This is a genomic window from Reichenbachiella ulvae (assembly GCF_025833875.1).
Classification (GTDB): Bacteria; Bacteroidota; Bacteroidia; order Cytophagales; family Cyclobacteriaceae; genus Reichenbachiella; species Reichenbachiella ulvae.
The window spans coordinates 3,555,823-3,582,270 of sequence record NZ_JAOYOD010000001.1 but is presented as its reverse complement, the minus strand read 5'-3'; the positions used below and the strand labels follow the sequence as shown (position 1 = coordinate 3,582,270).

At 41.6% G+C, this 26,448-nt stretch carries 20 protein-coding genes; 14 read left to right on the top strand and 6 right to left on the bottom strand.

All coding sequences use genetic code 11. The features are described 5' to 3' along the window. Positions 1–14 precede the first annotated feature (14 nt). Positions 15–980, top strand: coding sequence for a M3 family metallopeptidase (locus N7U62_RS14380; RefSeq protein WP_264138684.1), 966 nt, complete (start codon positions 15–17; stop codon positions 978–980). A 60-nt stretch (positions 981–1,040) separates the two neighbouring features. On the opposite strand, the gene N7U62_RS14375 is transcribed toward N7U62_RS14380, so the two are convergent. After that, entirely contained in the window at positions 1,041–2,468 is a 1,428-nt protein-coding gene (locus tag N7U62_RS14375) for a GAF domain-containing sensor histidine kinase (RefSeq protein WP_264138683.1), read from the bottom strand. Between the two features lie 328 nt (positions 2,469–2,796). On the opposite strand from N7U62_RS14375, the gene N7U62_RS14370 reads away from it, so the two are divergent. Then, positions 2,797–3,285 (top strand): hypothetical protein, encoded by a 489-nt coding sequence (locus N7U62_RS14370; protein WP_264138682.1) that lies wholly within the window; start codon positions 2,797–2,799, stop codon positions 3,283–3,285. Here the strand turns inward: N7U62_RS14370 and N7U62_RS14365 are convergent. Then, positions 3,259–3,747, bottom strand: coding sequence for a nucleoside 2-deoxyribosyltransferase (locus tag N7U62_RS14365; RefSeq protein WP_264138681.1), 489 nt, complete (start codon positions 3,745–3,747; stop codon positions 3,259–3,261). The two genes, N7U62_RS14370 and N7U62_RS14365, sit on opposite strands and share 27 nt — an antisense overlap. A gap of 5 nt (positions 3,748–3,752) precedes the next feature. Beyond that, complete coding sequence (locus N7U62_RS14360; RefSeq protein ID WP_264138680.1) at positions 3,753–4,427, bottom strand: hypothetical protein; 675 nt, start codon at positions 4,425–4,427, stop codon at positions 3,753–3,755. A 160-nt stretch (positions 4,428–4,587) separates the two neighbouring features. Between N7U62_RS14360 and N7U62_RS14355 the strand changes: the two genes are divergently transcribed. From N7U62_RS14355 to N7U62_RS14345, 3 genes are all read left to right on the top strand, one after another. Further along, positions 4,588–5,808, top strand: a complete 1,221-nt coding sequence (locus N7U62_RS14355) for an NAD(P)-dependent oxidoreductase (RefSeq protein ID WP_264138679.1) — start codon at positions 4,588–4,590, stop codon at positions 5,806–5,808. Between the two features lie 100 nt (positions 5,809–5,908). Further along, on the top strand, positions 5,909–6,751 hold the full coding sequence (accD, locus tag N7U62_RS14350) for an acetyl-CoA carboxylase, carboxyltransferase subunit beta (RefSeq protein ID WP_264138678.1): 843 nt from the start codon (positions 5,909–5,911) through the stop codon (positions 6,749–6,751). A 95-nt stretch (positions 6,752–6,846) separates the two neighbouring features. Then, positions 6,847–9,129 (top strand): T9SS type A sorting domain-containing protein, encoded by a 2,283-nt coding sequence (locus N7U62_RS14345; RefSeq protein ID WP_264138677.1) that lies wholly within the window; start codon positions 6,847–6,849, stop codon positions 9,127–9,129. Between the two features lie 40 nt (positions 9,130–9,169). Here N7U62_RS14345 and N7U62_RS14340 read toward each other — a convergent pair whose 3' ends face one another. Continuing rightward, the gene (locus N7U62_RS14340) at positions 9,170–12,100 is read right to left on the bottom strand and encodes a glycosyltransferase family 117 protein (protein WP_264138676.1); all 2,931 of its coding nucleotides are present in this window, start codon (positions 12,098–12,100) and stop codon (positions 9,170–9,172) included. Positions 12,101–12,232: 132 nt separating this feature from the next. Between N7U62_RS14340 and N7U62_RS14335 the strand changes: the two genes are divergently transcribed. After that, a complete protein-coding gene (locus tag N7U62_RS14335; RefSeq protein WP_264138675.1) occupies positions 12,233–13,462 on the top strand; it encodes a sensor histidine kinase in 1,230 nt (409 codons plus the stop codon). Continuing rightward, complete coding sequence (locus tag N7U62_RS14330; protein WP_264138674.1) at positions 13,459–14,148, top strand: response regulator transcription factor; 690 nt, start codon at positions 13,459–13,461, stop codon at positions 14,146–14,148. The genes N7U62_RS14335 and N7U62_RS14330 overlap by 4 nt, the downstream gene beginning before the upstream one ends. 1,550 nt (positions 14,149–15,698) lie before the next feature. Here N7U62_RS14330 and N7U62_RS14325 read toward each other — a convergent pair. After that, a complete protein-coding gene (locus N7U62_RS14325) occupies positions 15,699–16,874 on the bottom strand; it encodes an ATP-binding protein (protein ID WP_264138673.1) in 1,176 nt (391 codons plus the stop codon). An 83-nt stretch (positions 16,875–16,957) separates the two neighbouring features. Between N7U62_RS14325 and N7U62_RS14320 the strand changes: the two genes are divergently transcribed. The 4 genes from N7U62_RS14320 to N7U62_RS14305 all read left to right on the top strand — a co-directional run bounded on the left by N7U62_RS14320 (position 16,958) and on the right by N7U62_RS14305 (position 20,434). After that, complete coding sequence (locus N7U62_RS14320) at positions 16,958–17,383, top strand: hypothetical protein (protein WP_264138672.1); 426 nt, start codon at positions 16,958–16,960, stop codon at positions 17,381–17,383. A 755-nt stretch (positions 17,384–18,138) separates the two neighbouring features. Continuing rightward, a complete protein-coding gene (locus N7U62_RS14315) occupies positions 18,139–18,489 on the top strand; it encodes a T9SS type A sorting domain-containing protein (RefSeq protein WP_264138671.1) in 351 nt (116 codons plus the stop codon). A gap of 111 nt (positions 18,490–18,600) precedes the next feature. Beyond that, positions 18,601–19,680: a sensor histidine kinase gene (locus N7U62_RS14310; protein WP_264138670.1), complete on the top strand. Its 1,080-nt coding sequence runs from the start codon at positions 18,601–18,603 to the stop codon at positions 19,678–19,680. Then, on the top strand, positions 19,655–20,434 hold the full coding sequence (locus tag N7U62_RS14305) for a LytR/AlgR family response regulator transcription factor (RefSeq protein WP_264138669.1): 780 nt from the start codon (positions 19,655–19,657) through the stop codon (positions 20,432–20,434). Before N7U62_RS14310 ends, N7U62_RS14305 begins: the two co-directional genes overlap by 26 nt. 346 nt (positions 20,435–20,780) lie before the next feature. On the opposite strand, the gene mutS is transcribed toward N7U62_RS14305, so the two are convergent. Next, positions 20,781–23,393, bottom strand: a complete 2,613-nt coding sequence (mutS, locus tag N7U62_RS14300; RefSeq protein ID WP_264138668.1) for a DNA mismatch repair protein MutS — start codon at positions 23,391–23,393, stop codon at positions 20,781–20,783. A 168-nt stretch (positions 23,394–23,561) separates the two neighbouring features. On the opposite strand from mutS, the gene N7U62_RS14295 reads away from it, so the two are divergent. The 3 genes from N7U62_RS14295 to fumC all read left to right on the top strand — a co-directional run bounded on the left by N7U62_RS14295 (position 23,562) and on the right by fumC (position 26,383). After that, on the top strand, positions 23,562–24,260 hold the full coding sequence (locus N7U62_RS14295; protein ID WP_264138667.1) for an outer membrane beta-barrel protein: 699 nt from the start codon (positions 23,562–23,564) through the stop codon (positions 24,258–24,260). Between the two features lie 86 nt (positions 24,261–24,346). Continuing rightward, positions 24,347–24,874 carry an RNA methyltransferase gene (locus N7U62_RS14290; protein ID WP_264138666.1) on the top strand — a complete coding sequence of 176 codons (528 nt, stop codon included), beginning with the start codon at positions 24,347–24,349 and terminating at the stop codon, positions 24,872–24,874. A gap of 105 nt (positions 24,875–24,979) precedes the next feature. Then, positions 24,980–26,383: a class II fumarate hydratase gene (fumC, locus tag N7U62_RS14285; RefSeq protein ID WP_264138665.1), complete on the top strand. Its 1,404-nt coding sequence runs from the start codon at positions 24,980–24,982 to the stop codon at positions 26,381–26,383. The last annotated feature ends 65 nt before the right edge of the window (positions 26,384–26,448 follow it).

Sequence of the window (26,448 nt, the reverse complement as noted above, 5' to 3'; positions counted from 1 at the left end):
CATTGGGTTATATCATGGGAACTATGCACTATGTAGCTGGTCGTTTGTTTAATTATTCTTTTGCTCCAGTGCCTGAGGGAAGCGTGCCTGTTTTTCATGAGGATGTAAAAGTGTGGGAAGTAAGTGATAAGGATAGTGGAGAGCATATTGGGCTTTGGTATCTGGATCCCTATGCCAGAGAGGGGAAACGTTCGGGTGCCTGGGCTACCACTTATCGTAGCTACTCCTCTTTTGATGGCGAAACCAATGTGCTTGCTTCTAATAACTCCAATTTTGTTAAGCCTGCACCTGGAGATCCCTTGTTGGTATCATGGGATGATGCTTCTACCTTTTTTCATGAGTTTGGACATGCTTTGCATTTCTTTTCAGCAAATGTCAAATACCCTACACTCAATAGTGGTGTGCGAGATTATACTGAATTTCAGTCACAGCTATTGGAGCGCTGGTTGCCCACGAACGATGTGATCAACAATTTTTTGGTGCACCAGGAGACGGGTGAACCGATGCCTGCAGAGCTGGTTGAAAAAATAAAGAAAGCAGCTACTTTCAACCAGGGCTTTGAGACGACCGAATATTTGGCCTCAGCTCTTATGGATATGAAATTACATTTGGCAGATCCGTCAGACATAGACATAGATGAGTTTGAAAGAAAGACACTTGAGGAATTGAAAATGCCCGAGGAACTCCCGATGCGTCATCGTACGCCTCATTTTGGGCATGTGTTTTCTAGTGAAGGTTATGCTACAGCTTACTATGGTTATATGTGGGCCGATGTATTGACATCAGATGCTGCGGAGGCTTTTGCTGAAGCGCCGGGTGGATTCTACGACGAGGCACTAGCGGATAAGTTAGTAAAATATTTGTTCGCACCGAGAAATTCGATCGACCCTGCTGAGGCTTACAGACTTTTCCGAGGTAGAGAGGCAAAAATTGAAGCATTGATGAGAGACCGGGGATTTCCAGTTCCGGGTGAGCAATAAAATTAGTGGTCTCAATATCTCAAGTCTGGGGTGTTGAGACCATTTATTAATTTCGCTGTTTTAGAGCAGTTGATTCTTTTTTGTGACAGGCAGTTTGATTCTGACGGTAGTGCCTTTGTTCTCCTCAGAATCAAATTCCATTTCACCTTTGTGATCCTCTATGATGGAGTAAGATATTGATAGTCCCAGACCAGTGCCCTGACCAGGATCTTTGGTAGTAAAAAAGGGTTCGATAATCTGCTGTAGGTTTTCTTTTTTAATTCCTACTCCTGTATCAGAGATGTTGATCTTGAGCCAATCTTTTTCAGTTTGGGTTTCTATTTTTACGATTCCTTCTTTCGGGATGGATTGACAGGCATTGAGCAGGATGTTGATAAAAAGCTGATGCAGTTTGTTGGCATTGGCTAAGGTTTCCATCGACTGTGGTGAATAAATTTTCTCCAGTGTAATTCCCTTGCGATCGAATTGCCTGTTGAGCATGAGTAGACAATTGTCAATGATCTGATGGATGTTGCAATTTTTGAATGGTGCTTTCTGGTTGCGACTAAAATCGTTGAGCACAGAAACGATGGCAGTAGAGCGTTCAATGCCTAATTTGATAGAGTCCAGCATCTTCCAGGCGTCCTTGTCTTCGATATTTGCTTCTTTGAAGAATCGCATCAGACCCAAGTAACTCCCATGAATAAAGTTGAGCGGGTTTTTGATTTCGTGAGCAACTCCTGCGGTTAGGGTTCCGAGTGATACCATTTTTTCTGTTTGTACCATACGAGTTTGCGCTACTTTCAATTGCTCCAGAGCTACTTCGAGTTCATCTCTTTGCATGGCAGCCAGCTGGTTTTTATTTACCAGCTTCATGTTGGCCTTTTCTAGCTCCTGGGTTCTTTTTTTGACTTGGTCCTCTAAGGTGTCTTTGTATGTTTTTAGGTTTTGATGTAGAATGGTTTTTTGAATGGCGCCTGAAAGGTGGTTTGCGACCATCTCACCTACTCTGATTTCGTGTGGGGTGAATTTTCTGATCTCAGTTTGAGCACCCATTATTAAAATTCCAAACAACTCATTTTCTAAAACAAGCGGGAGAAATAGCAGGCTTTTGACGTCACTGAGCTCAAGCACCTTTTTTTCTTGAGGTGATAGGGGTTCATTGCTGGTATCTTCAATGATTATAGGTGATCGGGTCTTCAGCGCCTGCTGAATATGTGGGTGTTCTGGTACTTTTGCATAGCGAAAGGTTTCCTGAAAATCAGTACTCATAGTGGGAGTAGCTACCTCTAAATAGATGCTTTGATCTTCTTGCAGACTGTAAATGGTAGCAGTATCTGTTTTGAGTAGCTCAGAGATACCGTCACTTATGATTTGAAGGACTTCTCTATAGTCAAGAGTTGTGGCAATATGTGTGCTGATGTCCATTAAAATACTGAGTTCACGCTGACTCAGAGACTCGGCAAAGTTGTTAAGAACAGAAGCAGGGTTAGGATTTGTTGGTTTCATTTACAGCCGACGTTGGAGTATAAGATGTTTTATATTCGAGATAAAGTTGGTTAGATAATATAATGATTTTTCCTTTATCCAGAAACCTAAATCCGCTATTTGATTGATTGAAAGGGGATTAATGAACTAATTGTTTCGAATTGTCGTGTGCTCGATTTTGCGTTTTAGGGTTGTCCTACACTTGTACGAGTTATAGGTTTGATCTTTTTTCTGAAACTCAAGGCTATTATTGAGTTAACTTTTAACCCCTTGTTTATGAGCTTTTTTGTAGATGAATTTGTGGTTTCCATATGGCATGAGTATTTTAACGGCAACTAATCAATCGAACATGGAAACTTACCAACCAGCAAAGGCACTTAAGGTGCTGAAAATCTTGCACTGGGGCTTGATGAGCGGCCCAATTTTCTTTTCAATTTTTGCCATTGCGATGATCACTTCGTCTGATCAATCTCAGCTCATCGATACCGAGAACATTTTATCATTCCTACCCATCAGTTTTGCTGTAATGTTGATACCTGGCTCTTACTTTTTGTTTAGCACAGGGCTGAAGGAAAGAGTAGATAAAGAAAGTGAGCTATCAGCGAAAATCGCAGCTTATCAAACCGCTCACATTATCAGAATGGCCGTACTTGAGGGGACCGCCTTGTTTGCTATTGTCGGTGCCTTTGTATCCAACACCTATGCCAATTTCACGGCTTTGTTTTTTGTTCTCCTGGTCATGGTCCTGGTGACCCCCTCACCTTTCAAATTGATGGAGTCTTTGCAATTGTCACGCTCTGAATTGGAGGCTTTAGGTGCCGAAGACGGTATTGAGTGATTCACCCAAACCTGACAATTCAGTGATCAAATGTCCCCCATGCATTTCGATAAAGTACTGCACCTGTAGGTTGACAGTAGAGCCTTCATTGTCAGCAGATAGTCGAAAATCACCTCTGTAGCCTACAACGGGTTTGCCCAAAGCTGCAACAAAACCAATTTCTGAAGCGGTACCACTGTCTACATCCACTCCGTCCAATATGGCAAATAAGCCATCGCAGGCTCGGAGCGCTTCTGTATTATGACTGGCGATGACTTGATTTAGCTCTTTCCATTTGTTTTTCTTTTCGATCCCGTAGGGCATGCTGTTTACCTCCTGGATTAGGTGTGCTGGCGTGAGTTTCCATGGATCGAGAATTTCAAAACCTTGTTCTAATACAATGGGCAGTACTGTCCCATACATGTAATCCCGTCCTGCTTCTGAAAAACCAAAAGGCGATGCGATATAAATTTTCTTTTTCATAATTATTAGTTGGTTCTGGGTTTGTCTTCCTCTCTTAAATTGCTTGCCCTTAGAAAATCAAATTGTGCTCTATTGAGAAAGATAATCTGATGATCGTTGCCTCCACGAATAGAGTAGACACGCTCTTCGGAATTTTGGAGCGCCAATTCCCTATTGAGAATCATGAGCAATTTTTCAGATGCTAAGTTCCATTGGGCAGACTTCCCATCTAGTTGATCATAGATGATGTATTTTCTTTCATTGAGGACAAGCCATTGGTTGGCGATATTGTTCTGATAATTTTCATGAAAATCCCGAATTTCCCATTTCAGTTTTCTCTTTTTGAAAGCTCCGCCTATTATCGGAAGAATGTATTGGAATCCTCCTTCCTCAAATAAGTCTTCTTCATCTGCAGGGTAAAGCCGGAAGCAAGCGGGCCGATCATTCGTCTCGATAGTGCTTATTTCCCCATATTGTTCGTAATTTCTCTTGATCTCGTCACATAGTAGATCCAGCGTTTTCTCCTTAGTCCACCGGAAATAATCATGGTCGGCTAATGCTTCAAGGAAATGTTCTCCATCTTCGTTGATTCTGGCTTTTGATTCGGTCTTTTTAGGGCTTTTTTCCTTTTGGTGTTGACGATAGTAGTATATGAAGATGGCCACAGCCAAAACGCTCATATATATAATTTCTATATTCATTCAGATGGTGGTTGCTCGCTATATATTAGAGGTAAATATAGGATTGAAATCACTATTCTGCTTTTGATTCTGATAATTTGCTAATTCAAAAAACTTTGTTGTTTGTTTCTGGTCTGCTATGCTTTAATTCCGATATTTACCGCCCTAAAACTTGAAACACATGCCCAAAATTGGAATACTAAAAGAGGGAAAAATCCCCATCGACAGACGAGTACCCATTACACCTACTCAAGCCAAACAAATTCAAGGCAGTTACCCTGACGTGGAGATAGTTTGTCACAAAAGTGATATCAGATGCTTCGATGATTCTGATTATACGAGAGAGGGAATTCATCTAACTGAAAATGTGGAGGACTGTGATATCCTGGTTGGTGTCAAAGAGGTGCCAATCGATCAGCTAATACCCAATAAAACGTATTTTTTCTTCTCTCATACCATCAAGAAGCAGGCTTATAATCGTGATTTGTTGTTGGCTATCTTGGAAAAGAAGATCACTTTGATCGACTATGAGACGCTAACGAATACGGAAGGGCAGCGAATCATAGCCTTTGGTCGTTATGCAGGTTTGGTGGGTGCATACAATGCACTATGGACCTATGGCAAACGATACAGACTATACGATATTCGTAGAGCGCACGAGTGCTTTGATCTGGAGGATCTGAAGACAGAGTTTACTAAAATCAAATTACCTAAAGTCAAAATTGCCATTACTGGAGGAGGACGTGTGGCTAAAGGTGCCATGGAAATCATGCATGGGCTAGGCATTCGCAGAGTGTCTCCAGCTCAGTTTGTAAGCCAGGTGTATGATGAGCCGGTTTTTTGTCAGTTGAACAACCGTGACTACAATAGACACAAAGAAGGCAAGACATTCAACCGTGCGGAGTTTTTCAACTTCCCAGAAAATTTTGAATCTGATTTTCACGGTTATGCCCAGCATGCGGATATCCTGATTGCCTGCGCCTACTGGCATCCAGATGCTCCTGTTCTTTTTACCAGAGAGCAGATGGCGCATAGAGATTTTAATATTAAAGTGATCGCTGATGTGACCTGTGATATTGAGGGCTCGATTCCTTCCACACTTAGGCCTTCGACGATCGACGATCCGATTTACGACTATGACCCTACACAGGGGATTTCAGCTCCACCACTCTCCGATGAAGGCAATGTCACGGTACTGGCAGTAGATAATTTGCCTTGTGAATTGCCAAGAAATGCCTCGGAAGATTTTGGTCATGAGCTGGTAACGAATGTCTTGCCTTGTTTGCTCAGGGAAGACAAAGGAGAGGTGATCGCCAGAGCAAAAATGACGGAAAACGGTAAATTGACACAGCGATTTTCCTATCTCCAAAACTATGTAGACGGTGTGCCAGAAGAAGGCTAAAAAACAGGAGGTCAAAATATTAATCTTCAATTGAATTCCTATCTTTGCACACCTTTAACGTCCGACGCAAAAGGGTCGGGCAGGGAAAGAAACGTGAAATATGGCTTGGTTTAAGAGAACAAATAAAGGGATTCAAACCCCTACAGAAGCAAAAAAAGAAGCACCTGATGGACTATGGTACAAAACGCCGAGCGGCAAAATTGTACACATGCGTGAGCTTCGAAACAATAGCTATGTAAGTCCTGAGGACGACTATCATGTAAGAATCGGCTCCAAGGAGTATTTCGAGATTCTTTTTGATAATAACAAGTTTGAGGAATTGGACGAGGAATTGAGTTCGGGTGATCCGCTCAAGTTCGTAGATTCTAAACCTTATCCTACTCGTATCGCCGCAACTCAGAAAAAATCCGGATTGAAGGATGCGCTGAGAAGTGCTGTGGGTAAGATGAATGGCAAGCCGATCGTGATTGCCTGTATGGATTTTAGCTTTATTGGCGGGTCGATGGGGTCTGTCGTAGGTGAGAAAATCGCAAGAGCCATTGATCACTCTTTGAAAAACAAGATCCCATTCCTGATGATCTCAAAATCAGGAGGTGCTCGAATGATGGAGGCTGGATTTTCCCTGATGCAGATGGCCAAGACTTCTGCTAAATTGGCGCTCTTGAGTGAGGCTAAAGTTCCTTATATCTCATTGTTGACAGATCCAACGACGGGTGGTGTTACCGCTTCTTATGCGATGTTAGGAGATTTCAATATCGCAGAGCCTGGTTCTTTGATTGGTTTTGCTGGTCCTCGTGTGATCAGAGAGACTATTGGTAAAGATTTGCCAAAAGGATTCCAAAGCGCCGAATTCGTGAAGGATCATGGCTTCCTCGATTTTATCGTGGACCGTCGTAGCTTAAAAAATAAGCTAACGACGCTACTAAAGATGCTGGAGAATTAATTAATCACTTTTTTTAATCAATAAAACGACTATCGAGAGATAGGTAGGGGAGAGGTACGCCCGATCGTGTCTGTCCTGCAACAACCCAATTACTAATGAAATCATTCTTTTCAACCCTGCACATATTGCTTTTATGTGCATTCGCGTCTGTAGCACAAGACTACAGCATCATACAAAATACAACAGGAAACTCAGGGTCATCCATCAGGGGACAAAAATTCAATACTTCAATTCTTGGAGAAGGTACGGGTACACCCGATGAATCAGATAAGGTCTATCTTACCTCCTTTGACTTAGTGTACAGCACTTCTGGGAATGAAGCACCTACCTTATACATCTATAGTGCCTTGCCGAGTGATATTACGAGCACAGATGATGGCTCAGGGGGAACTTTGGTAGGCCAGAGTACTGCTGTCGTAGATGGTGTATTTCCTTTTACCCGATATGAATTTGACTATCTGCCCTTATCTGTAGGCGGAAACTATTATGCAGTTTTCAGAAAAGATGTCGATTTGGAGTTTGGTGGATCGGCCAATGTGGAAGGGCCTTACGCAGGGGGCAAGATGTTGAAAAACGATGCGGGAGCATTGGTAGAAAATGATTTTACTGACATTAGGTTCAAAGCAGAATTCTACAACGAAGCACCAGCCAATACGGCAGATGTGGCCGTATTGAAAGAGTTGTATGAAAGCACAGATGGATCCAACTGGACCAATACCTGGGATCTGGAAGCAGATCCATTGACATGGTATGGAGTCGGATGGACTGAAGGGAGAGTTACGGGGATCAATTTGAGTGACAATGGATTGGTGGGAACGATCCCTGCTAGCATGGCTCAGTTAGGAGAATTGACCAGTTTTAACATGAGACTAAATGAACTGACAGGCTCAATTCCAGAAGAGATTGGACAATTGACCAAGATGCATGGAATCAATCTTAGCTACAATCAACTTTCAGGTTCTATCCCTGGCTCTATTTATGATTTGTCAGGAATGGTTGTTTTAAGTCTTGAGCATAACGAATTGGAAGGCAGTATTCCAGGCTCTTTTACTCAATTAAGCTCAATGGAGATATGCCGCTTGAGCCATAATAAATTGAGTGGAGCATTGCCAGCGGGCATAGCAGAGATGCCTGTACTTGCCACCTTTGATCTAAGCTATAATGATTTCGGTTTTGGATCTTTCGAAAATTGGGTGCCTAATGCATCCATAGCTAGCTTGAAGTATTTACCTCAAAATAGAATTGAGAGAGAAGAAATTGCCTTTGTTGGGGAGCCGTATACTTTGTCTGTCACAGTAAGTGGAGAAAATAACCTGTATGAGTGGAAGAGAAATGCGGTATCCCTCAACACGCCTTCCAGCAATCCTGATCTAACCATTGAGAACATCGAAGCGGGGGATTATTATTGCTACATCACGAATAGCCTGATAGGAGACGGATCTTATATTTCGGCTCAAATCCATATTGTGCCCAACATTGATTTTAGTACTGAGCCTAATGTGACAGACGAAAGTGCATACACTGTTGATGTGGATTTTTACACTTCAGGGTCAGGTGATTATTATTATGTTTTGTTAAATGCGGGGAGTGAAGTGCCAGATCCTCAGCAGATTCAGGAAGGTTTAGATGCCACTGGAAATGCTGCCTGGATGAGCGGAAGTGCTGCCCTTGCTTCTGGATACAATCAAATCAACTTGGTGAATTTGGATCCAGCAACCCAATACGAAATGTTTGTTTTGCTGATGGATAGCGAAATGAAATCTCAAAAAATCGCCAGGCTGACTATTACTACAGAGGATCGCATTCGATTTGAGGAGGGATTTCCTCAAATTCAGGATATAGGGCAGGATTATATTCAGATTTCTTCCCAGACGAATAGAATGGGGCAATTGTACATGGTAGGACTAGAGGGTGGATCCACATCACCAACTGCTGAGCAAGTCAAATTAGGTCTGGATGCCTCTGATGAAGTGGCATCTGTTCAGTTAAGTGGTGAACTCTTAGTTGGGCAGTCACTGCTTTTGACTGCCGAAGAACTGGAGCATGGTACTGCATTTGATTTTTATCTGGTAGCGGAAGATGAAGATGGTTATTTAAGTGAAGTAGGGATGTTGTCAGTGGAGACTATCTTGAATAGCGCTAGGCCGCTATTGGAATATACGGTGTATCCGAACCCACTTGTAGGTACCAATATGCATTTTGAGGGAAAGGAGGAGTTTGTTCATTATAGCATACTGGATGATCAAGGTAGAATCATTATAGATGGTGAAAAATCCTCTAAACAGAAATTTGATTTGAGCGATCTCTCACCAGGGGTGTATCTCTTACAGATTCATGATCAAGAAAAGAAAATGACTTTTAGAGTCATTAAGAAATAGAATATAGGGTGACGGAATTGTCACCCTTTATTTATCTAGTCTACTCTAATTTGTTTGAGTTCAAAGCTTCAATATTACTGACCAAAAAGGCCTTGAGTTGCCTGTCTTTTTGCTGTTGAGCAAAGGTCAATAAACGACCTGAAAGGAGGTTGTAACTATCTTTCATGTCTAGAATTCTGAGGGATTTGAGGAAGAAAATACTTTGAGCATTGACTTCCTGATAAGGAGCATAAAAAGTATTGAGAGAAAATTGAGCTACCTCTCTTGCTCGAGATTTATCACCTTTTTTGATCAATGCATCTGTTAATTCAGAAAATTCTGCACGCAACAGGTGCAATTGTCTCAGAATATGATCTTCATGTGTCAGGTAGATCTTGGGATCATCGAAGTTCGGGTATTTTGATTCTTCTATGAGGTTTCGGTAGGCTGCATCCACATCATATACCGTCGTAGTATTGGGTTCGAAGCGTAATAGGAAGCCTTCGTTGACCAGGTGGCGATCCAGGTCCATGTTGATGTTATGCTTCGCATTGAAATTGAAATGCAGTGGACGTTTACTGTTGGCCATCAGGTCCAACATAACCAATTCGTTTTTGTATAAATAGTTGCCGGTGACTTTTACTTCGCAACGACCTTTGGGAGTACTCAAAACAATGCGATCGGAGGGTAAGTAGTGATAATACTCTCCATTTTGCGTCTCCGTTCTTATGGCCTCATGATCCTCCTGGATTAACCTCAGGTATTTTTCGAAACTGAAGGCATTGCTGTCCTTCATGGAAGGGATCAGAGGCAAAACATCATTGGGTCCATTTTTTCGGTAATCTTTTGGCTCTAGCCTCAAGTCAAAGGCAGTGGATTCATAAAAATCATAATTGAGCTGTTGGATGTTCCAACTGGCATTGAGATAACTGGTGACAAGTACGCGTACATCAGTTCTGACTCCTTCTACCTGTTGCAAATACCAAAGCGGGAAGGTATCGTTGTCTCCTCCAGTGAACAAAATAGAGTTGGGCGCACAGGACCTCAAAATATTTCGGTTTTGCTCCATCTGAATGTAGCGATCAGACCGGTCGTGATCATTCCAGTTTTCGATGGCCATCCATCCAGGGACGAGTAGTATGAGGGCTAAAGTTGTTTTTGGTAATGAATGAATGATTCCTTTGAGGCCGATGACTCCAATACCAGCGTATATGGCCAGAACCATATAGGATACTACATAGATATAATCTCGTTCGCGCGGAGGATCTGGCGTTACATTTAGGTACAGGGCGAGGATAGGACCAGTCATCAGAAAAAGTGAAGCCAATACCCAAAATGATTTTTTGTCCCTACGATATAGGAAAAAGATCCCAAAACCTATCAGAACCAGCGGGAACAAAAAATATTGATTGTTGGCTTTGTTTTGTTTTTTGGCATCCCATGGCCAGTGTACTGCGGCGTTTTTGATGTCGCTATCTCGTCCTACAAAATTCCAAAGCAGATAGCGCATATACATGAAGTTGAGCTGGTAGCTGAACATGAATTTTAGATTGTCCAGAAATTGAGGTTTTTCTCCTGGCCTTAATCCACAGACCTGTTGGTAGACTTTTACGTGTTTGGGATCGCTGCTGTAGATTCTTGGCAGCAAGGTCTTTCGATCGCTTGAGTAGGCGTATTTGGTTTTGTGTCCGATGGGGAGGTAGCGGCCGTCTTCCCAGGTATAGAGTGCTTCCCCTTTTTCGTAGGATTGAATGCGTGCATCAAAATAGTGTCCATAGAGCAAAGGGACCTGGACGTACTGATCTCTTTGCATATAAGCGAGTATAGCGGGTAAATTGTCCGGGCTAAAAGAATCGATAGGTGGGTTGTGAGCAGAACGGATAAAGAGTAAAAGATAGGGGCTAAGTCCGATATACAGCAGGAAAGTGGCTAATATGGGCAATTGAGCTTGTTTCAATTTTAAAAAAGACAGTCCTCCAACAATGAGTGCTGCTGTGAGTGTCAGCCAAACACCCGAAAACTCAAGTAGGCCCCAGTCATTGACCATTAGAATGTCTAAGTGAAGTGCGATACGAAAAGGTAGAGTGACTAGCAGATTGTTGATCAAAAAGAGGAGAATCATTCCTAATCCAAATGCACCAAGCATCCATTTCAGTCGCCCATTTTGAAAGAATGAAACCATAATAGCGGGTAAGGCAAGCAGACACATGGGGTGAATGCAATAGCCCAGACCACAGAGGAAAAGAAGGAAAAGTCCCCACCTTATCTGCTGATTTTTTTCTGACCAAAGACTACTTTTCCATCCTAACCAAAATAATAGTAGCGTGTAAAAACTGGCAATGGCGTAGGCCTCTGCCTCTACCGCAGAAAACCAAAAGGAATCCATGTAAGCCATGATTTGACTGCCGACTAATGCAGCCGCTATCGATAACCAGCTTGGGCTAGAAGGTGAGACTTTTTTGGTCAGATCATAAATCAGCAAAAAACAGAGTCCCACTGCACCCGCTGAGAAAAGACCGCTCATGAGGTTGATCCACCAGGCCACTTGGGTCGTATCCCCAAACGAAAGCATGGCAAAACAACGGGCAATGATCAGGAAAAGTGGATTGCCTGGAGTGTGTGGAATTTGAAGCTTGTAGGCACTAGCAATGAATTCGCCACAGTCCCAAAAACTGGCAGTCGGTTCCAACGTAAGAAGGTAGACAACAAAGGACAGTAGAAAGCTAATGAATGCAAAGCAATACTTTGATTTCCAAAATGCGATGGATTGAAATTGCTGCATCAACCGCTCTTTGAGTATGATGGACATGCTTCGCCCTAATATCCCAAGGGCGACTAAACTGTAGCCTGTCAGCATGGATAAAGGTGCAAAATATAGGGTGCTTGCACCAAAGCCATATGGGGCTGAATCCAGGTGAGCTGACAATAATCCAGCGATAATTAGAAATAGTCCAGACAGTAGGAAGAAAAGATCGAATCGTGAAAATTTCATTGTTTTGATTTTTCTTCAAGGATAGGCGGGACGCCATTTGATTTGAGTTAATCAGTGTAAAGAAGTGTTAATGAAAGGTTAATGAGCCGCTAATCTTATCCTTTAATAGTGCTTAGGCCTATATTTGAAGTTATGAAACACAGGCATTTGCGATCGGTTATCATTTTTGGCTCGGTGGTGCTACTGGCTTTGATGCTAGTGCAGGGCTTTTGGCTCAATCGTGTCGTCAACATCACGGAGCGGCAGTTTAGTCATGATGTCAATCTTTCTCTCAATGCGGTGGCTGTCGATTTGGCTATCGAGAGTGGGACTCCGATTGAGGTCAATGAGCTGAAAAGCAATTTTTATTTTGTGCCGATGCATGCTAGAATCAATCACAGTCAATTGGATGATATGATTCAAAGGGAATTTGCTAAGAGAGGCTTGGATCTGCCCTACGAAATAGGTGTGTATGCGGCCGATCGTGATACGCTGGTGTATGGCAACTATGTACGCGCTACCTTGAAAAAACCTGAACTCATAGCTGATCAATCAGGATCAGAAGAACTATCCAATTTTGCGGTTTATTTTCCCTCGCGCGTGAGCTATCTGGCTGGAGAGATGAAAATCTGGTTGTTTTCTACGGTCACGCTATTGCTCATGGTGGGCTTTTTTGCCTTTGCGATTGTTTCGCTTTTGAAAGAAAAGCGATATGCGGATATGAAAAATGATTTCATCAGCAACATGACGCATGAGCTTAAAACGCCAGTGACCAATATCAAAATTGCACATGAAATATTGAGCCAGTCCGGAGGAGAGAAAAAACCCTATCTGGATATCATTGATAAAGCCAATCGCAATCTGGAAGAAAAAATTGATCAGGTACTGATGGCGGCATCTATCGAACAAGGCGCACAGCTGAAAATGGAAAAGTTGGATCTACATGAGATCCTAAAGGAGTGCGCAGAGAATTTTCAGGTAAGAATAGCCAAACGTCAGGGAGAGCTCAAACTGGAGCTAGAGGCAGATCATTCTGAGGTTTATGGAGATCGAGCCCTATTGATTAGGGCCTTTGAGAACTTGATTGACAATGCGGAGAAGTACTCCATTGATCAGCCTAAGATTTCATTGAAAAGTCGTTCTGACAAAGGCCAGATAGAATTGAAGGTGTCGGATACTGGCATGGGTATACCTACGGCCTTGCAGGATAAAGTATTCGATCGTTTTTTTCGTGTCTCTCAGGGTGATAGACACAATGTGAAGGGCTTTGGGCTTGGGCTAAATTTCGTACGTTCGGTTTTTAAATCCCACAACGGTGGCATCAGCCTCATGAGTGAGTTGGAACAAGGGACCGAAGTAAGAGTGACTTTACCACTGGCATGATCAAAATTCTTTTAGTAGAGGACGATGAAAGCCTGGGTTTTATGCTTCAGGAAAACCTGAACACAGATCAATGGCAGGTAACCTGGGCAAAAGATGGCGTCAGAGGCTTGAGCAGTTTCAGAAGTGATTCATTCGATATCTGTTTGCTAGATGTCATGATGCCCCATCGGGATGGCTATGAGTTAGCCGCTGAGATCCGAAAGTACGATCAAAAAGTTCCGCTGGTTTTTCTCACAGCCAAAAATCAGACACAGGATAGGATCAAAGGCTTTGAAGTAGGAGCGGACGATTATGTGACCAAACCCTTCAGCGTCACAGAATTGAAATACAGGGTTGAGGCTATACTCAAGCGCTGCAATCCTAGGCTTGACCAAAATAAAACCGTTCAGACCTTGTCTGTGGGACAGGCGAAATTAGATTTGGATAATCTGCTACTTCATATTCAAGAGCAAGAAAGGCAACTGACTTACAAAGAGGCTCGGGTGCTTCAATTGTTTTTTCAGTCGCCCAATCAGATCATCACTCGTCAGGAGTTTTTGGAAAAGATCTGGCAGGATGATGGTTTTTTTGTAGCCCGCAGTATGGATGTTTTTATTTCGCGAATCAGAAAATACCTCAAGCCTGATGATTCACTCCAAATTCAGAATATCAGAGGAGTAGGATACCGATTAATTGCCAAAAACTAGGCGTGCCCAATAATGTATATGGCATATGACAGGAAAGTATATGGTTATGCCTCAATCCTTGCCATAGAGCCATATATTCCCCCTATCTTCACTTTGTAGTTAACCGGATATATCTTGTATTTCACCTGATAGATTCTAGAGTTCACCGATTTTTAATAGACGTCACTGATCGATCATCGTATACTTGTAATGTAGTCAGAGACATAAAATAAGTCGGAACTACACGAGTCAGATAAGCTGACTCCACCGAAATAAGAATAGTAATTTAGTCTTTCATAATCATGCTTAAGCTGCTGGTCCGGACGGGATGAGCAGCTTTTCTTTTTTTATGGGTTTTTAGAATTATCTATGTTGCTGGGTCAGTTTGGGATCAGTCTGTATTTCTGGGGGATGAAACAGAATTGTCTACTCGTTAGATATTGATTAACTAATCTACTGGTCAAAGCAATCCTTTTTTCATATGGATACTTTCGCCTTGCCGGCTGGGCATTACTTTCTTCCTTGATGAAGAAAGTAATCAAAGAAATCAAGCGGTTCCCCGCCGGGGCTGCTATTCATTTCTTAACGCTTTTTGTAACTTCAAATCAGGAATCAAAAGAAACTCGTCCACTTTGATTCCTTAAATGTATCTTGTCCCTGCCTGGACTCAAACAGTCTTTTGCTTCTTATCTGAATTGAAGCAACAAAAAACTAAAATGAATAAAGGCCAACTCCCAGAAAAATAGACTGACCTGAATTCAGCGTTCGTCATTCGATGCATGCATGGCGTAGATTGGTTTCAAAATTCAATTTTTAGTTCATTCTCTCACAAATCCCTTCCTTTTGGTACTATTCACTTCTTTTTACTCACAAATCCCTACCATTCCCTCACTATTTATTGGTTCTCAGTGAATTTTTAGTGGTCTTGAATTAATTTTTATTCATTCTAATTAAATTTTTAATGAGACTTTGGAACTGATCGTGTAGGGAAAATGATATTCTGGTAGGATATGATACCTATTAGGTAGGGAATATTGTTCCCTAGTTTATTATGATACTTATTAGTGAGACATTGATCCAAATTAGCGGTAGAATGAGACCTAATCAGTACACTTTGAGACTTATTTAGTACACTTTGGAACCTCTATTGAATTTTTAGCCTTATCGAGATGGGGAGCTGTGATTTTGGTAGCTTCATGAGCGAGGTGTGATGCGGTAGATGTGAGTGGATGGTGGGGGCTGCAATTGTTATTAGGGTACCAGGTTTCGGCATTTGTAGTATTGTGCTTGATGTGCGGAATAGGTGCCTGTCAATACGCTTATTTTTTCCCACACTTCACCTGACGAATTCTTCACTTCACCGATTTTCACTTTAGCAGGACATCGCTCGTCACTATTATTGCATTGTAGTTAATAACAAACCAACACAGAATCAACCAAACGCAATTAACTACCTGAGTCGATCAAAAGACTCCACTGAAATAGAATAGTAATTTAGTCTTTCATAATCATGCTTAAGCTGCTGATCCGGACGGGATGAGCAGCTTTTCTTTTTTTATAGCTTCAGTGAATTATTCCTTCGTTACATGAGATTTTGGTAAGGCGACAATTACTTCTGTTCCTTCACCTATTTCTGATTCCACATGAATAGTTCCGTTCAGCTCCTCAATGATATTTAGAGTTAAAGCCAGGCCCAGACCAATGCCTTTCGAGCTTGGTTTGGTGGTAAAGAAAGGTTCGAAAATCTTTTTCTGTAGATTGGGACTCATTCCTTCGCCATTGTCACGGACGGTAATGGAGTAAATTTCATTGACTGACTTAATGCTAATTTCAATTTCTCCTTCGTTGTGAATGGCTTGGATGGAATTGCTCAGCAAATTGGAAATGATCTGATAGATTCGACTTTGATTCGCTATTATAATGGCAGGTTCTTCAGGGTAGTCCTTTTTGATATCGATTCGATGGGTGTACTCATTACTTAAAATAGTGAGTGTGTCTTCGGTGATCTTGACCAGATCGCATTCTTCCTGAAAGTTGTTCGTGTTTCTACTAAAGTTGCCAAGGCTTTTTACAATTCCATTGATGCGATTAACCCCCATGTCTACACAATCATAAAACTGCTGAATGGTTAATTCGTCTTTTTCCGAAAGGTTTGAAGGGTCATCAGTCTTAAGCTTAACCAATATCGGCATCAGGGAGTTCTTGAGTCCATTCGCTCCTGACTGGATGAAGTTGAGAGGGTTGTTGATTTCGTGTGCTACGCCTGCTACTAGTGTGCCCAGCACACTCATTTTTTCCGCATGGACTAGTTGACGTTGGGTTTCTTGAAGTTCAGTTACTGTAGATTCCAAAGTGCTTTTCTGGGAAGCCAATTCTTCATTGGCAGAAGAAAGCTCTTCGTTGAAGGATTGAATTTCTTCGTTCATTGATTCAATCTCCTCATTCTTAGTTTTCAGTTCCAGAGCTAATCTTACTTTCTTTTTGTAATTGTTGTACAATATGAAAAGTGAAACGGCCAGCGCAGTTAATATCAAGTAAAAGACTTGGATAAGTCTGTTTTGAGTTTCAATGAGTTTTTTGTTGGTTGCTAGTGCGGATTCATAGTTGCCATCAGGCTGATCGGTTATTGAAATGACGGTGTCTACAGATAGATTTTTTGAATTAGAAAAAGACATGCATTTCCCCAATAATGGAGAAGAAAAATTGAGTACGGTGGAGAGGAAAATGAGTGAAAGTATTATTTTCATTCTCTATTATAATGGATTTTTAGCTGGAAATCATAATTTACAAACCAAGCCTTTTGTAACAATAGGTTTATTTAAGACCAATTATGAGTAAAACAAACTTGTCAACATTGTACCCCTTGATACTAGGTGTGTTAGCCACTGCGGTATATGACAGCCTAGGCGTGATCGTGTCGGAAAATTGGGAGTTTGATTATTCTCTTTTGAAGTGGGGTAGTTATTTGATTTGGGTTCTTGTAGGTGGTTTTACTTTTTATAGAACTCAAAGTTGGTTTAAGCCTCCATTGTTTGGGGCTGCTGTTGGTTTTTTCGATTCGACGGTAGGCTGGTTGATTTCGATCAAAATGCATGCTAATGTAGCAATTAGCGATTTTGAGATGACATGGGAAATCCTGTTTTACACTATCACTTATCTAACCTTCAAATCTGCCTTTTATGCTCTTCTTGGTGCTGTACTGACATGGCTGGTGATCTTTAAGGCTGACAAGAAATATCTTCAAAGAATAGACTGATTTGTTTCTTCACTCCACCGGGTTTATTCTTCACTTCACCGATTTTCACTTTAGTAGTACAACCAATCCGGCTATCATTGCATTGTAGTTAATAACAACAAAGCCAACCTAATACCAACCGTTATCGTTAACTGCACTGAGTCGATCAAAAGACTCCACCGAAATAGAATAGTAATTTAGTCTTTCATAATCATGCTTAAGCTGCTGATCCGGACGGGATGAGCAGCTTTTCTTTTTTTAAGGACTTTCTATTCTAAGAAGCATAGTTTAAGGATCAGGGATCAGTCTGTATTTCTATGGGATAGATGAAAAATTTACACTCCCCTTAATATCTGACGAATACTTATTACCATAACAGCAACCGTTAATTAAAAAAAGCTCCTATTAAACTTATTGGATGATTCCCTTTGAAGTTAATGGTGAGAGTTAACAGTTTTTAAGTATCGGTTTCACTTCAGCTTTTAGTACCATGAGCTAAATATTTTACCAAATATTCACAGGATTGTCCTACGACGCTGTACCTATGTCAAGAGTAGAGATGAGATAAGGAGAAGTCCTCACTGCGATAACGCAGGAAAGGTAAAAAACGGCCGTATCTTTCATTAAACGCATATTTTACCTCGTTTGTCCCAGCGAAATTATACTTCAGTTCACCTCGAAAATTTTAAAGCTCACCGATTTTTGGTTTACTCAGCTGCTAAGACCCCGTAAACTTGTACTGTAATCAATTTTTAAAAAAGAAAAACACTACACCCATGAAAACTACAATTAAAACACTCGCAATTGCCGGTTTAGTAGCCATGTCATCTTTAGCCTTCGCAGAAGGAAAAGACGGAAAAGAAGAAGCAAAAGTTAGCCCTGAGCTAAAAGTTAGAATCACCGAATTAGACGAAGACAATATAGCAGTAACATTTGCTAAGTTGGAAGGTGAGGAAGTAAAAGTAAAAATTTATGACGCATATGGTGCCTTGATGCACACAGAGAAAAAATCTGAAGGAACTAAGTTCTTGAAGAAATTCGATATCTCTGCGTTACCTGCTGGTGAGTATACTTACCTGGTGGCTAATGACATGTATGCTGTCAAAAAGGTAATTACCAAAGAATAATCGTAATCAATTAATGAAGAAAACCTCAGACCCAAGGTCTGGGGTTTTTTTGTGTAAGGCTGTTTTTAATAATGGGATTTATACGCGTACTTCGTGTATAAATTTTTGTAAATGACAAAACTAAGAAGTGGGAGGAAAAACCCTGCTGGCAATTGGTGGAGATGGTTGAGTGTTATCTTCATGGGAGCTGGCTTGAGGTTTTTTATTGATTTGATATACAGTGTGTTCTATGCGGATATGCCCATACGCTGGGATCCAAACGAATACTTATATGCGATTGTTTTGGCACTCTGTGTGTTAGAAGGAATACGCTTCATCAATCGACGACTGGACAAGCTGTTGCCATGGGAAAATGGGGCCAAAAGTCGATTTATCATCCAGCTCAGTACCAATACAGTTTATGCCTCTGTAGTCATCGCTGTTTTTGGTGCATATTTTTATCAATTTGTAAGTGATCATCATTCGCGTCCGCTTTTTGATGAAATTGTGGTTATTTCTACCGCCTTGTCTTTGACTATTTTGGTGGTATCCATAGAGATGGGAATGTTCTTCCTGAACAAATGGAAAGTGTCCATGATCGAGATGGAAAGGTTCAAAAAGGAAGGATTGGAATTTCGTCACGAAATGTTAAAGACGCAGGTGAATCCTCACTTCTTGTTCAACAGTCTGAACACACTTTCCTCTTTGGTATATTCAGATCCCAATACCGCCTATAGTTTCATTAGAAAACTCTCCAATGTATATCGAAATGTTCTTGAGCACCGAAACAAAGGATTGGTGTCGATTAAGGAAGAGATAGAAGCGATTGAGTCGTATGTAGAGCTGATCAGAATGCGTTTTGGCGCCAAGCTGATGATCGAAATTGATCCTATGAAAGAGGTTGAAAAATTTCAGGTGCCTCCCTTGATCTTACAGTTGTTGATTGAAAATGCCATTAAACACAATGTGGTGTCGACAAAATATCCACTTTCGATATGGGTCTACCATGAGAACAATCGTATCGTGATCAAAAACTCTTTGCGATTGAAGTCTTCAAAGGGTTATTCGTCGAAGATCGGATTGGATAACATCATCAGCCATTACGATATCGTAACGGATAAAAATGTTGAGATTAAACAAACAGAAGAATATTTTATTGTATTATTACCCCTATTAAGTCCTGATTATGAAGGTATTGATTATAGAGGATGAGCAATTCGCCCAAGATGAGCTCAAACGCTTACTTGCTGATACATCTTTTGATATTGATGTTTTGGATTGTTTCGAATCGATCGAAGAGACGGTCGAATGGTTTGAAGAAAATGAAGAGCCAGATTTGGTATTCATGGATATTCAGTTGTCTGATGGTCTAAGTTTTGAGATTTTTCAGAAGACTACTGTCACCTGTCCTATCGTATTCACCACTGCATTTGAAAATTATGCCATTCGCGCATTCAAAGTAAACAGTATCGATTATCTGTTGAAGCCGATAGAAATGAAAGATCTGGAGGCTGCTTTGAAAAAGTACAATGATCTGAAATCTAGTACGGATGAAGAGGAAGGCAATGTGGCCCTTAGCATCGATCAGGTGCAACAGCTATTGAAGCTTTCTGATGAGCAGAAGGACTACAAGAAAAGGTTTATTATTAAATCTGGAGATCGTCTTAGACACGTAGCGGTAGAGGACATTGCGTACTTCTTTGCAGAAGATGATTATACTTATTTGGTGGCTAAGGAAGGAAACAAGTTCATCATAAGTTTCAAACTGGATGAATTGGTCAACCTTTTGGATCCAAATGATTTCTTCCGATTGTCACGGAAATATATCGCCAATATTCACTCGATCAAATTGGCTAATAAATACTTCAACAGTCGATTGGAGGTGATTTTACAACCGGAAGCCAAAGATCAAATTCTCATCTCTCGTGTGAGAGTTCCTGATTTTCTCGATTGGTTGGAGAGATAAAAAACACCCAAACGCTTGATTCAAAAATGAGTCAAGCGTTTTTTAAATGGCTTAACTGTTTATTGAAAAAGCTCTCAAGCCGAGCAGGCTCTTCATTTTTGGCTTGACCCAAAAACGAAGCAAAAAGCTCAAGGCTGTAAATCAAATCACTAAATTTCTGTGAGCTACATTGAAAAATCATAAACTCGCAGGGCTCAAACAGTATGATTTTTTTAACCATTTCACTCCCTGAAATTCTTAACGCATTTGATTTAAGGCCAAAAAGAGAACCCTAAAAATCAATTTTAAAAACGTTCCTGCAGAGGTTTAATCTAATTTTACAAAAGTAATTGTCACAGTAGCTTTTTTAGCTGCTTTTCTGCCCCTTCAATATACTCTTAATTTCATTCAGCTTCAGAAGAGCCTCTACTGGAGAAATCGTATTGATGTCCAGCTGATTGAGTAGTGTCAAAACCTCTTCGAAATGCGGATCAGATTCGAACATACTGAGCTGGAAGTTGTTTTTTGGGATGCTCGATACCAGCTCCTCCTGGTTTTCCTTGATCCTGTCTTTTTCCAGATGACTCAGGATTTCGTTGGCGCGGATCACGACTTCATTGGGCATGCCTGCCATCTTGGCTACATGGATACCAAAACTGTGCTCACTGCCTCCCTCTTTTAGTTTACGCATGAATATCACGCGGTTGTCGAGTTCCTTAACAGAGACATTAAAGTTCTTCACTCTTGGGAAATCTTCTGCGATCTGGTTTAGTTCGTGATAGTGCGTGGCAAACATGGTCTTAGCCTTGTACTTAGGATGATTGTGGAGGTGCTCCACGATCGACCAGGCGATAGAGACGCCATCGTAAGTACTGGTTCCTCTACCGATTTCGTCCATCAGTACCAGACTTCTGTCGCTCAGGTTATTGAGAATACTGGCAGTTTCTGTCATCTCTACCATAAAGGTCGATTCGCCTTTGGATAAGTTGTCAGAGGCGCCCACTCGCGTAAATACTTTGTCGATAATCCCGATTTTGGCATAAGCTGCGGGTACGAATGAACCCATCTGTGCCATCAGCACGATCAGTGCGGTCTGTCTCAGCAAAGCGGACTTACCCGCCATGTTGGGACCTGTGATGACCATGATTTGCTGAGAGAGGTCATCGAGCATCACACTATTTGGAATATAGGGTTCTCCTGAGGGTAGTTGTGCCTCGATCACTGGGTGACGACCTTCTTTGATATCGATCACATTGTCGTCGTGGATGCTCGGACGACAATAATTCTGTGCCTGTGCTACCTGAGTAAATGAAAGCAGACAGTCGATTTCTGCAATGCACTTGGCATTTACCTGAATCTCGTTGACATAGTCCGAAGCGAAGGTTACCAGTTGATTGTAGAGGTTAAATTCGATCGATCCTAACTTATCCTCAGCTGTGATGATTTTTTCTTCATAGACCTTCAGCTCTTCGGTAATGTATCGTTCTGCATTTACCAGTGTTTGCTTTCTGATCCATTCTGCAGGCACTTTGTCTTTGTGCGCGTTCGATACTTCCAGATAGTATCCAAAAACCTTGTTGTATGCAATCTTTAAAGACGAGATACCTGTGCGTTCTTTTTCTCTTTCCTGAATCTGAAGGAGGTAGTCTTTGCCAGAAAAGGCGATTTTTCTCAATTCATCCAGTTCAGGATCAATCCCATCCTTGATTAGATTGCCCTGTGTGGCATTGAGTGGAACTTCGTCTTTCAGGTTAGTTTCTATTTTTTCCAGCAGTTGCTGGCAAGGGTTCAGTCGGTCTCCAAATTTCTTAAGGGCATCAGATTGGGCTCCTTCTAATTGTTCTTTGATGGGCTGGATATGAAGTAAGGCCCTTTTTAGGTGCAATAGCTCCCTGGGGTTGATACGAAGAGCAGCAACTTTTGAAACGAGCCTTTCGATATCGGAGATTTGCGAAAGGTGGTTTTGCACCTCTTCTGTCAAATCTGTTTCTTCCAACATGGCTTCTACCACACCCAATCTCGACTCTATGATCGATTTTTCTTTCAAAGGAAGCACCAACCACTTTTTCATCAGTCGGGCCCCCATTGGGGTCTGGGTTTTGTCCAGGATTTGGAGCAATGGCACACCATCATTTTGCTGTGGATATACCAATTCCAGGTTTCTGATTGTGAATTTGTCAAGCCAGACGAATTTGTCAGTGTCCAATCGAGAAATTGACGAAATGTGGCTAATCTCTTTGTGCTCGGTTTCTTCCAGATAATATAAGATAGCTCCAGCTGCTGCTATGCCTTCTTTCGATTCCTCAATCCCAAAACCTTTCAGGTTTTTGGTTTTGAAGTGGGTATTGAGTTTTTCGTATCCAAAATCAAATCCATAGATCCATTCCTCCAAGCAAAAAATATTGTGATCGCTTCCCAATAAGGATTCACATCTCGACTTGTGTGTTTTGCAAAAGATGATTTCTGAAGGGTTGAAGCTTTGGACTAATTTGTCGATATAGTCATCATTGCCATGCGAAAGCATGAACTCTCCTGTACTCAAATCCAGAAAGGAGATCCCGTTAATTTCTTTCCCGAAACTGATCGAAGCGAGGTAGTTGTTCTTTCGCTGCTCCAACACATTGTCGTTCAGAGTCAGTCCGGGGGTGACCAACTCTGTCACTCCTCTTTTGACAATGCCTTTGACGTCTTTTGGGTTTTCCAGCTGATCGCAGATGGCTACTCGGTTTCCTGCTCGAACCAGTTTAGGTAGATAGGTATCCAGAGAGTGGTGAGGGAAACCTGCCAATTCGATGTGCGAAGCAGAGCCATTGGCGCGTTTGGTCAGGACTATGTCCAGGATTTTGCTGGCCTTCACCGCATCCTCCCCAAAGGTCTCATAAAAGTCACCAACTCTAAATAGTAACAATGCCTCAGGGTGCTTGGCCTTGATTGCATTGTATTGTTTCATCAAAGGGGTTTCTTTCTTACTTCCTGCCATTACGATTGGGATCAAAGCACGAATTTAAGGTTAATTGTGAAAATCGATAGCCAATACTTTAAGGGATTCCATAATCTATTTTTTAATCGACTGGCTTAACTCCAAATTAGTCCTTTTCAAGCCTGTAATTCTACTATATTTACTGCCGATGACCTTAGTTAAACTCACATGAAACGATTTTTTATTTTCTTGATTTTCATAACCTTGATGACAGCTAGAGCAGATGCCCAGGTGCTGATTTCTATTTTATTTGGTGACAAGTTGAATTCAGAGAGAATGGAGTTTGGGGTGATTGGGGGTGTTCAGGCTTCTCATTTATCAGGGGTTGGTGGAAATGAACTGTTTTGGTCCCCTATTTTGGGTTCTTATTTTGATATTCAGTTGAAGGGGCGATGGTATTTTTCTCCTTCTTTCTTTCTCATATCCAATTTGGGAGCTCAGTCCCTGGATGTTTATTTGACGGGTGATCCAGACCTGGACATTGTGCTGGCCAATGGTGATTTGACTCGAAAATTAAAATATATTCAACTGCCCTTGCCTTTAAGATATATGTTGGATAACAAGGTGTACTTTCAAGTCGGTCCTCAGTTGGGGTGGCTTAGCTCTGCGATTGACGAATTTACATTTGAGCCTACCGCCCAGTACTCTGGAGAGGTTCGACACGATGTGCTATCCAACTACAAAAGAGTGGATGCTGGATTTTTGTTTGGCTTGGGTTATTCCTTTCGAGAGAAAAACGGGGTTGATCTGGGGCTGAATTTTTATCAAAGCTTTGTCGATATTCGAAAAAACAATACGGGGGAAGGACAGTATCTGAATGCCATGTATCTATATGTGACTGTGCCTATTGGCGCTCCTAAAGAGTAAAGCCTTCCATTCTCTTTCTTCATTTTCTTACCATAGTTTTCGAAAGACCAGAATCACTGCTTTCTTTGCGGCTAAATCAGAAGATCATGCGAAAACTAAAAAACGAAGAGTTAAATCGACCGACAATTGACGAGTTCAAAGCCCAGCCTAAGCATGATGTGATATTGATTTTGGATAGCATCCGTAGTTTGAACAATGTGGGTTCTGCTTTTAGAACCTCCGATGCTTTTAATGTCAAAAAGATCTATCTGTGCGGTATCACTGGCCAGCCCCCTCATCGAGACATTCATAAAACTGCACTCGGCGCAACGGATTCTGTAGAGTGGGAGCATGTGAAGGATACTAAAACAGCCGTAAAGCAATTGCAAGAGGAGCAATGGACAGTATGGGCTGTTGAGCAAGCGGAGGGAGCTACTATGCTGGATGAGTTTACTCCAGCGACTGAAGGGAAGTACGCCTTTGTTTTTGGTAATGAGGTTTTTGGGGTGGAGCAGGATGTGGTAGATGCCTGTGATGGCTGTCTGGAAATCCCCCAATATGGTACCAAACACTCCCTCAATATATCGGTAACAATCGGAGTGGTGCTTTGGCATTATATCATCTCCAAAACATGATAAAGAACACTGTATTATTCCCTCTAACGATACTATATTTACGGCCTGATCGATCCATAGGCCAATTTATGGGTCCCAATTAATTCACAAAAATATCCTTGCAAAATGGAATACAGAATAGAAAAAGACACAATGGGGGAAGTTCAAGTCCCTGCGGATAAATACTGGGGTGCACAGACTCAGAGATCAAAAATGAATTTTAAGATTGGAGGCGATAGCATGAAGATGCCAATTGAGATCATCAAGGCTTTTGCTATTCTGAAAAAATCTGCTGCTGAAACCAATTGCCAGCTGGGTGTTTTGGACAAAGAAAAATCTGATTTGATTGGTCAGGTTTGTGACGAAATCCTGGAGGGTAAACTCGACGATCAGTTTCCATTGGTAGTTTGGCAGACTGGATCGGGTACCCAATCCAACATGAACTCTAACGAGGTGATTGCCAACCGAGCGCATGTGATCAAAGGAGGTTCTTTGACCGATGATAAGAAATTTATCCATCCTAATGATGATGTGAACAAATCACAGTCATCGAATGATACTTTCCCAACGGCCATGCACATCGCTGGCTACAAAATGATTGTAGAGACGACCTTGCCTAAGGTGCAAAAACTACGTGATACTTTAAATGAAAAAGCAGAAGCTTTCAAAGATGTAGTTAAGATTGGTCGTACACACTTCATGGATGCGACACCACTTACTTTAGGACACGAGTTTTCGGGTTATGTGGCTCAATTGGATTTTGGTATCAAAGCTTTGAAAAACACTTTGCCTCACTTGTCTGAACTGGCATTGGGTGGAACAGCGGTGGGTACCGGACTGAATACGCCTCAAGGATATGCAGAATTGGTAGCTGAGAAAATAGCGGGCCATGCAGGTCTTCCCTTGGTTACTGCTCAAAACAAATTCGAAGCGCTGGCTGCCCACGATGCAATTGTGGAATCACATGGTGCATTGAAGCAATTGGCAGTGAGCCTGATGAAAATTGGTAACGATATCCGTATGCTTTCTTCAGGTCCTAGAAGTGGAATTGGTGAAATCGTAATACCAGAAAACGAACCAGGATCTTCTATCATGCCAGGAAAAGTAAACCCTACACAATGTGAGGCTTTGACTATGGTCTGCGCGCAGGTATTGGGTAACGATGTGGCTGTTTCGGCTGGGGGTATGACTGGTCACTTTGAGCTGAATGTGTTTAAGCCTATGATGGTGTATAACCTACTTAACTCTGCGAGGTTGATAGGTGATGCTTGTGAATCTTTCAATGACAACTGTGCTGTGGGTATCGAGCCCAATCACCCGGTGATAGAGGAGAAGCTAGAGAAGTCCTTGATGTTGGTGACTGCATTGAACACACATATTGGCTATGAAAACGCCGCAAAAATTGCCAAAAAGGCGCACAAAGAGGGCACTACGCTCAGAGAAGCGGCTTTGGCTCTGGAGCTCGTAACTAATGAACAATTTGACGAATGGGTGGTGCCAGCGGACATGGTTGGCAGCTTAAAAGGCTGATTTTAGTGCAGATAGCGTAAAAAACTATAATGAAAACTTTAATTAGATCATTATTTTTGTACATT

Excerpts from the sequence above, each read along its gene's own strand:
- N7U62_RS14380 (WP_264138684.1), top strand. The coding sequence starts at position 15 with ATGGGAACTATGCACTATGTAGCTGGTCGTTTGTTTAATTATTCTTTT.
- N7U62_RS14375 (WP_264138683.1), bottom strand. The coding sequence starts at position 2,468 with ATGAAACCAACAAATCCTAACCCTGCTTCTGTTCTTAACAACTTTGCC.
- N7U62_RS14370 (WP_264138682.1), top strand. The coding sequence starts at position 2,797 with ATGGAAACTTACCAACCAGCAAAGGCACTTAAGGTGCTGAAAATCTTG.
- N7U62_RS14365 (WP_264138681.1), bottom strand. The coding sequence starts at position 3,747 with ATGAAAAAGAAAATTTATATCGCATCGCCTTTTGGTTTTTCAGAAGCA.
- N7U62_RS14360 (WP_264138680.1), bottom strand. The coding sequence starts at position 4,427 with ATGAATATAGAAATTATATATATGAGCGTTTTGGCTGTGGCCATCTTC.
- N7U62_RS14355 (WP_264138679.1), top strand. The coding sequence starts at position 4,588 with ATGCCCAAAATTGGAATACTAAAAGAGGGAAAAATCCCCATCGACAGA.
- accD (WP_264138678.1), top strand. The coding sequence starts at position 5,909 with ATGGCTTGGTTTAAGAGAACAAATAAAGGGATTCAAACCCCTACAGAA.
- N7U62_RS14345 (WP_264138677.1), top strand. The coding sequence starts at position 6,847 with ATGAAATCATTCTTTTCAACCCTGCACATATTGCTTTTATGTGCATTC.
- N7U62_RS14340 (WP_264138676.1), bottom strand. The coding sequence starts at position 12,100 with ATGAAATTTTCACGATTCGATCTTTTCTTCCTACTGTCTGGACTATTT.
- N7U62_RS14335 (WP_264138675.1), top strand. The coding sequence starts at position 12,233 with ATGAAACACAGGCATTTGCGATCGGTTATCATTTTTGGCTCGGTGGTG.
- N7U62_RS14330 (WP_264138674.1), top strand. The coding sequence starts at position 13,459 with ATGATCAAAATTCTTTTAGTAGAGGACGATGAAAGCCTGGGTTTTATG.
- N7U62_RS14325 (WP_264138673.1), bottom strand. The coding sequence starts at position 16,874 with ATGAAAATAATACTTTCACTCATTTTCCTCTCCACCGTACTCAATTTT.
- N7U62_RS14320 (WP_264138672.1), top strand. The coding sequence starts at position 16,958 with ATGAGTAAAACAAACTTGTCAACATTGTACCCCTTGATACTAGGTGTG.
- N7U62_RS14315 (WP_264138671.1), top strand. The coding sequence starts at position 18,139 with ATGAAAACTACAATTAAAACACTCGCAATTGCCGGTTTAGTAGCCATG.
- N7U62_RS14310 (WP_264138670.1), top strand. The coding sequence starts at position 18,601 with ATGACAAAACTAAGAAGTGGGAGGAAAAACCCTGCTGGCAATTGGTGG.
- N7U62_RS14305 (WP_264138669.1), top strand. The coding sequence starts at position 19,655 with ATGAAGGTATTGATTATAGAGGATGAGCAATTCGCCCAAGATGAGCTC.
- mutS (WP_264138668.1), bottom strand. The coding sequence starts at position 23,393 with ATGGCAGGAAGTAAGAAAGAAACCCCTTTGATGAAACAATACAATGCA.
- N7U62_RS14295 (WP_264138667.1), top strand. The coding sequence starts at position 23,562 with ATGAAACGATTTTTTATTTTCTTGATTTTCATAACCTTGATGACAGCT.
- N7U62_RS14290 (WP_264138666.1), top strand. The coding sequence starts at position 24,347 with ATGCGAAAACTAAAAAACGAAGAGTTAAATCGACCGACAATTGACGAG.
- fumC (WP_264138665.1), top strand. The coding sequence starts at position 24,980 with ATGGAATACAGAATAGAAAAAGACACAATGGGGGAAGTTCAAGTCCCT.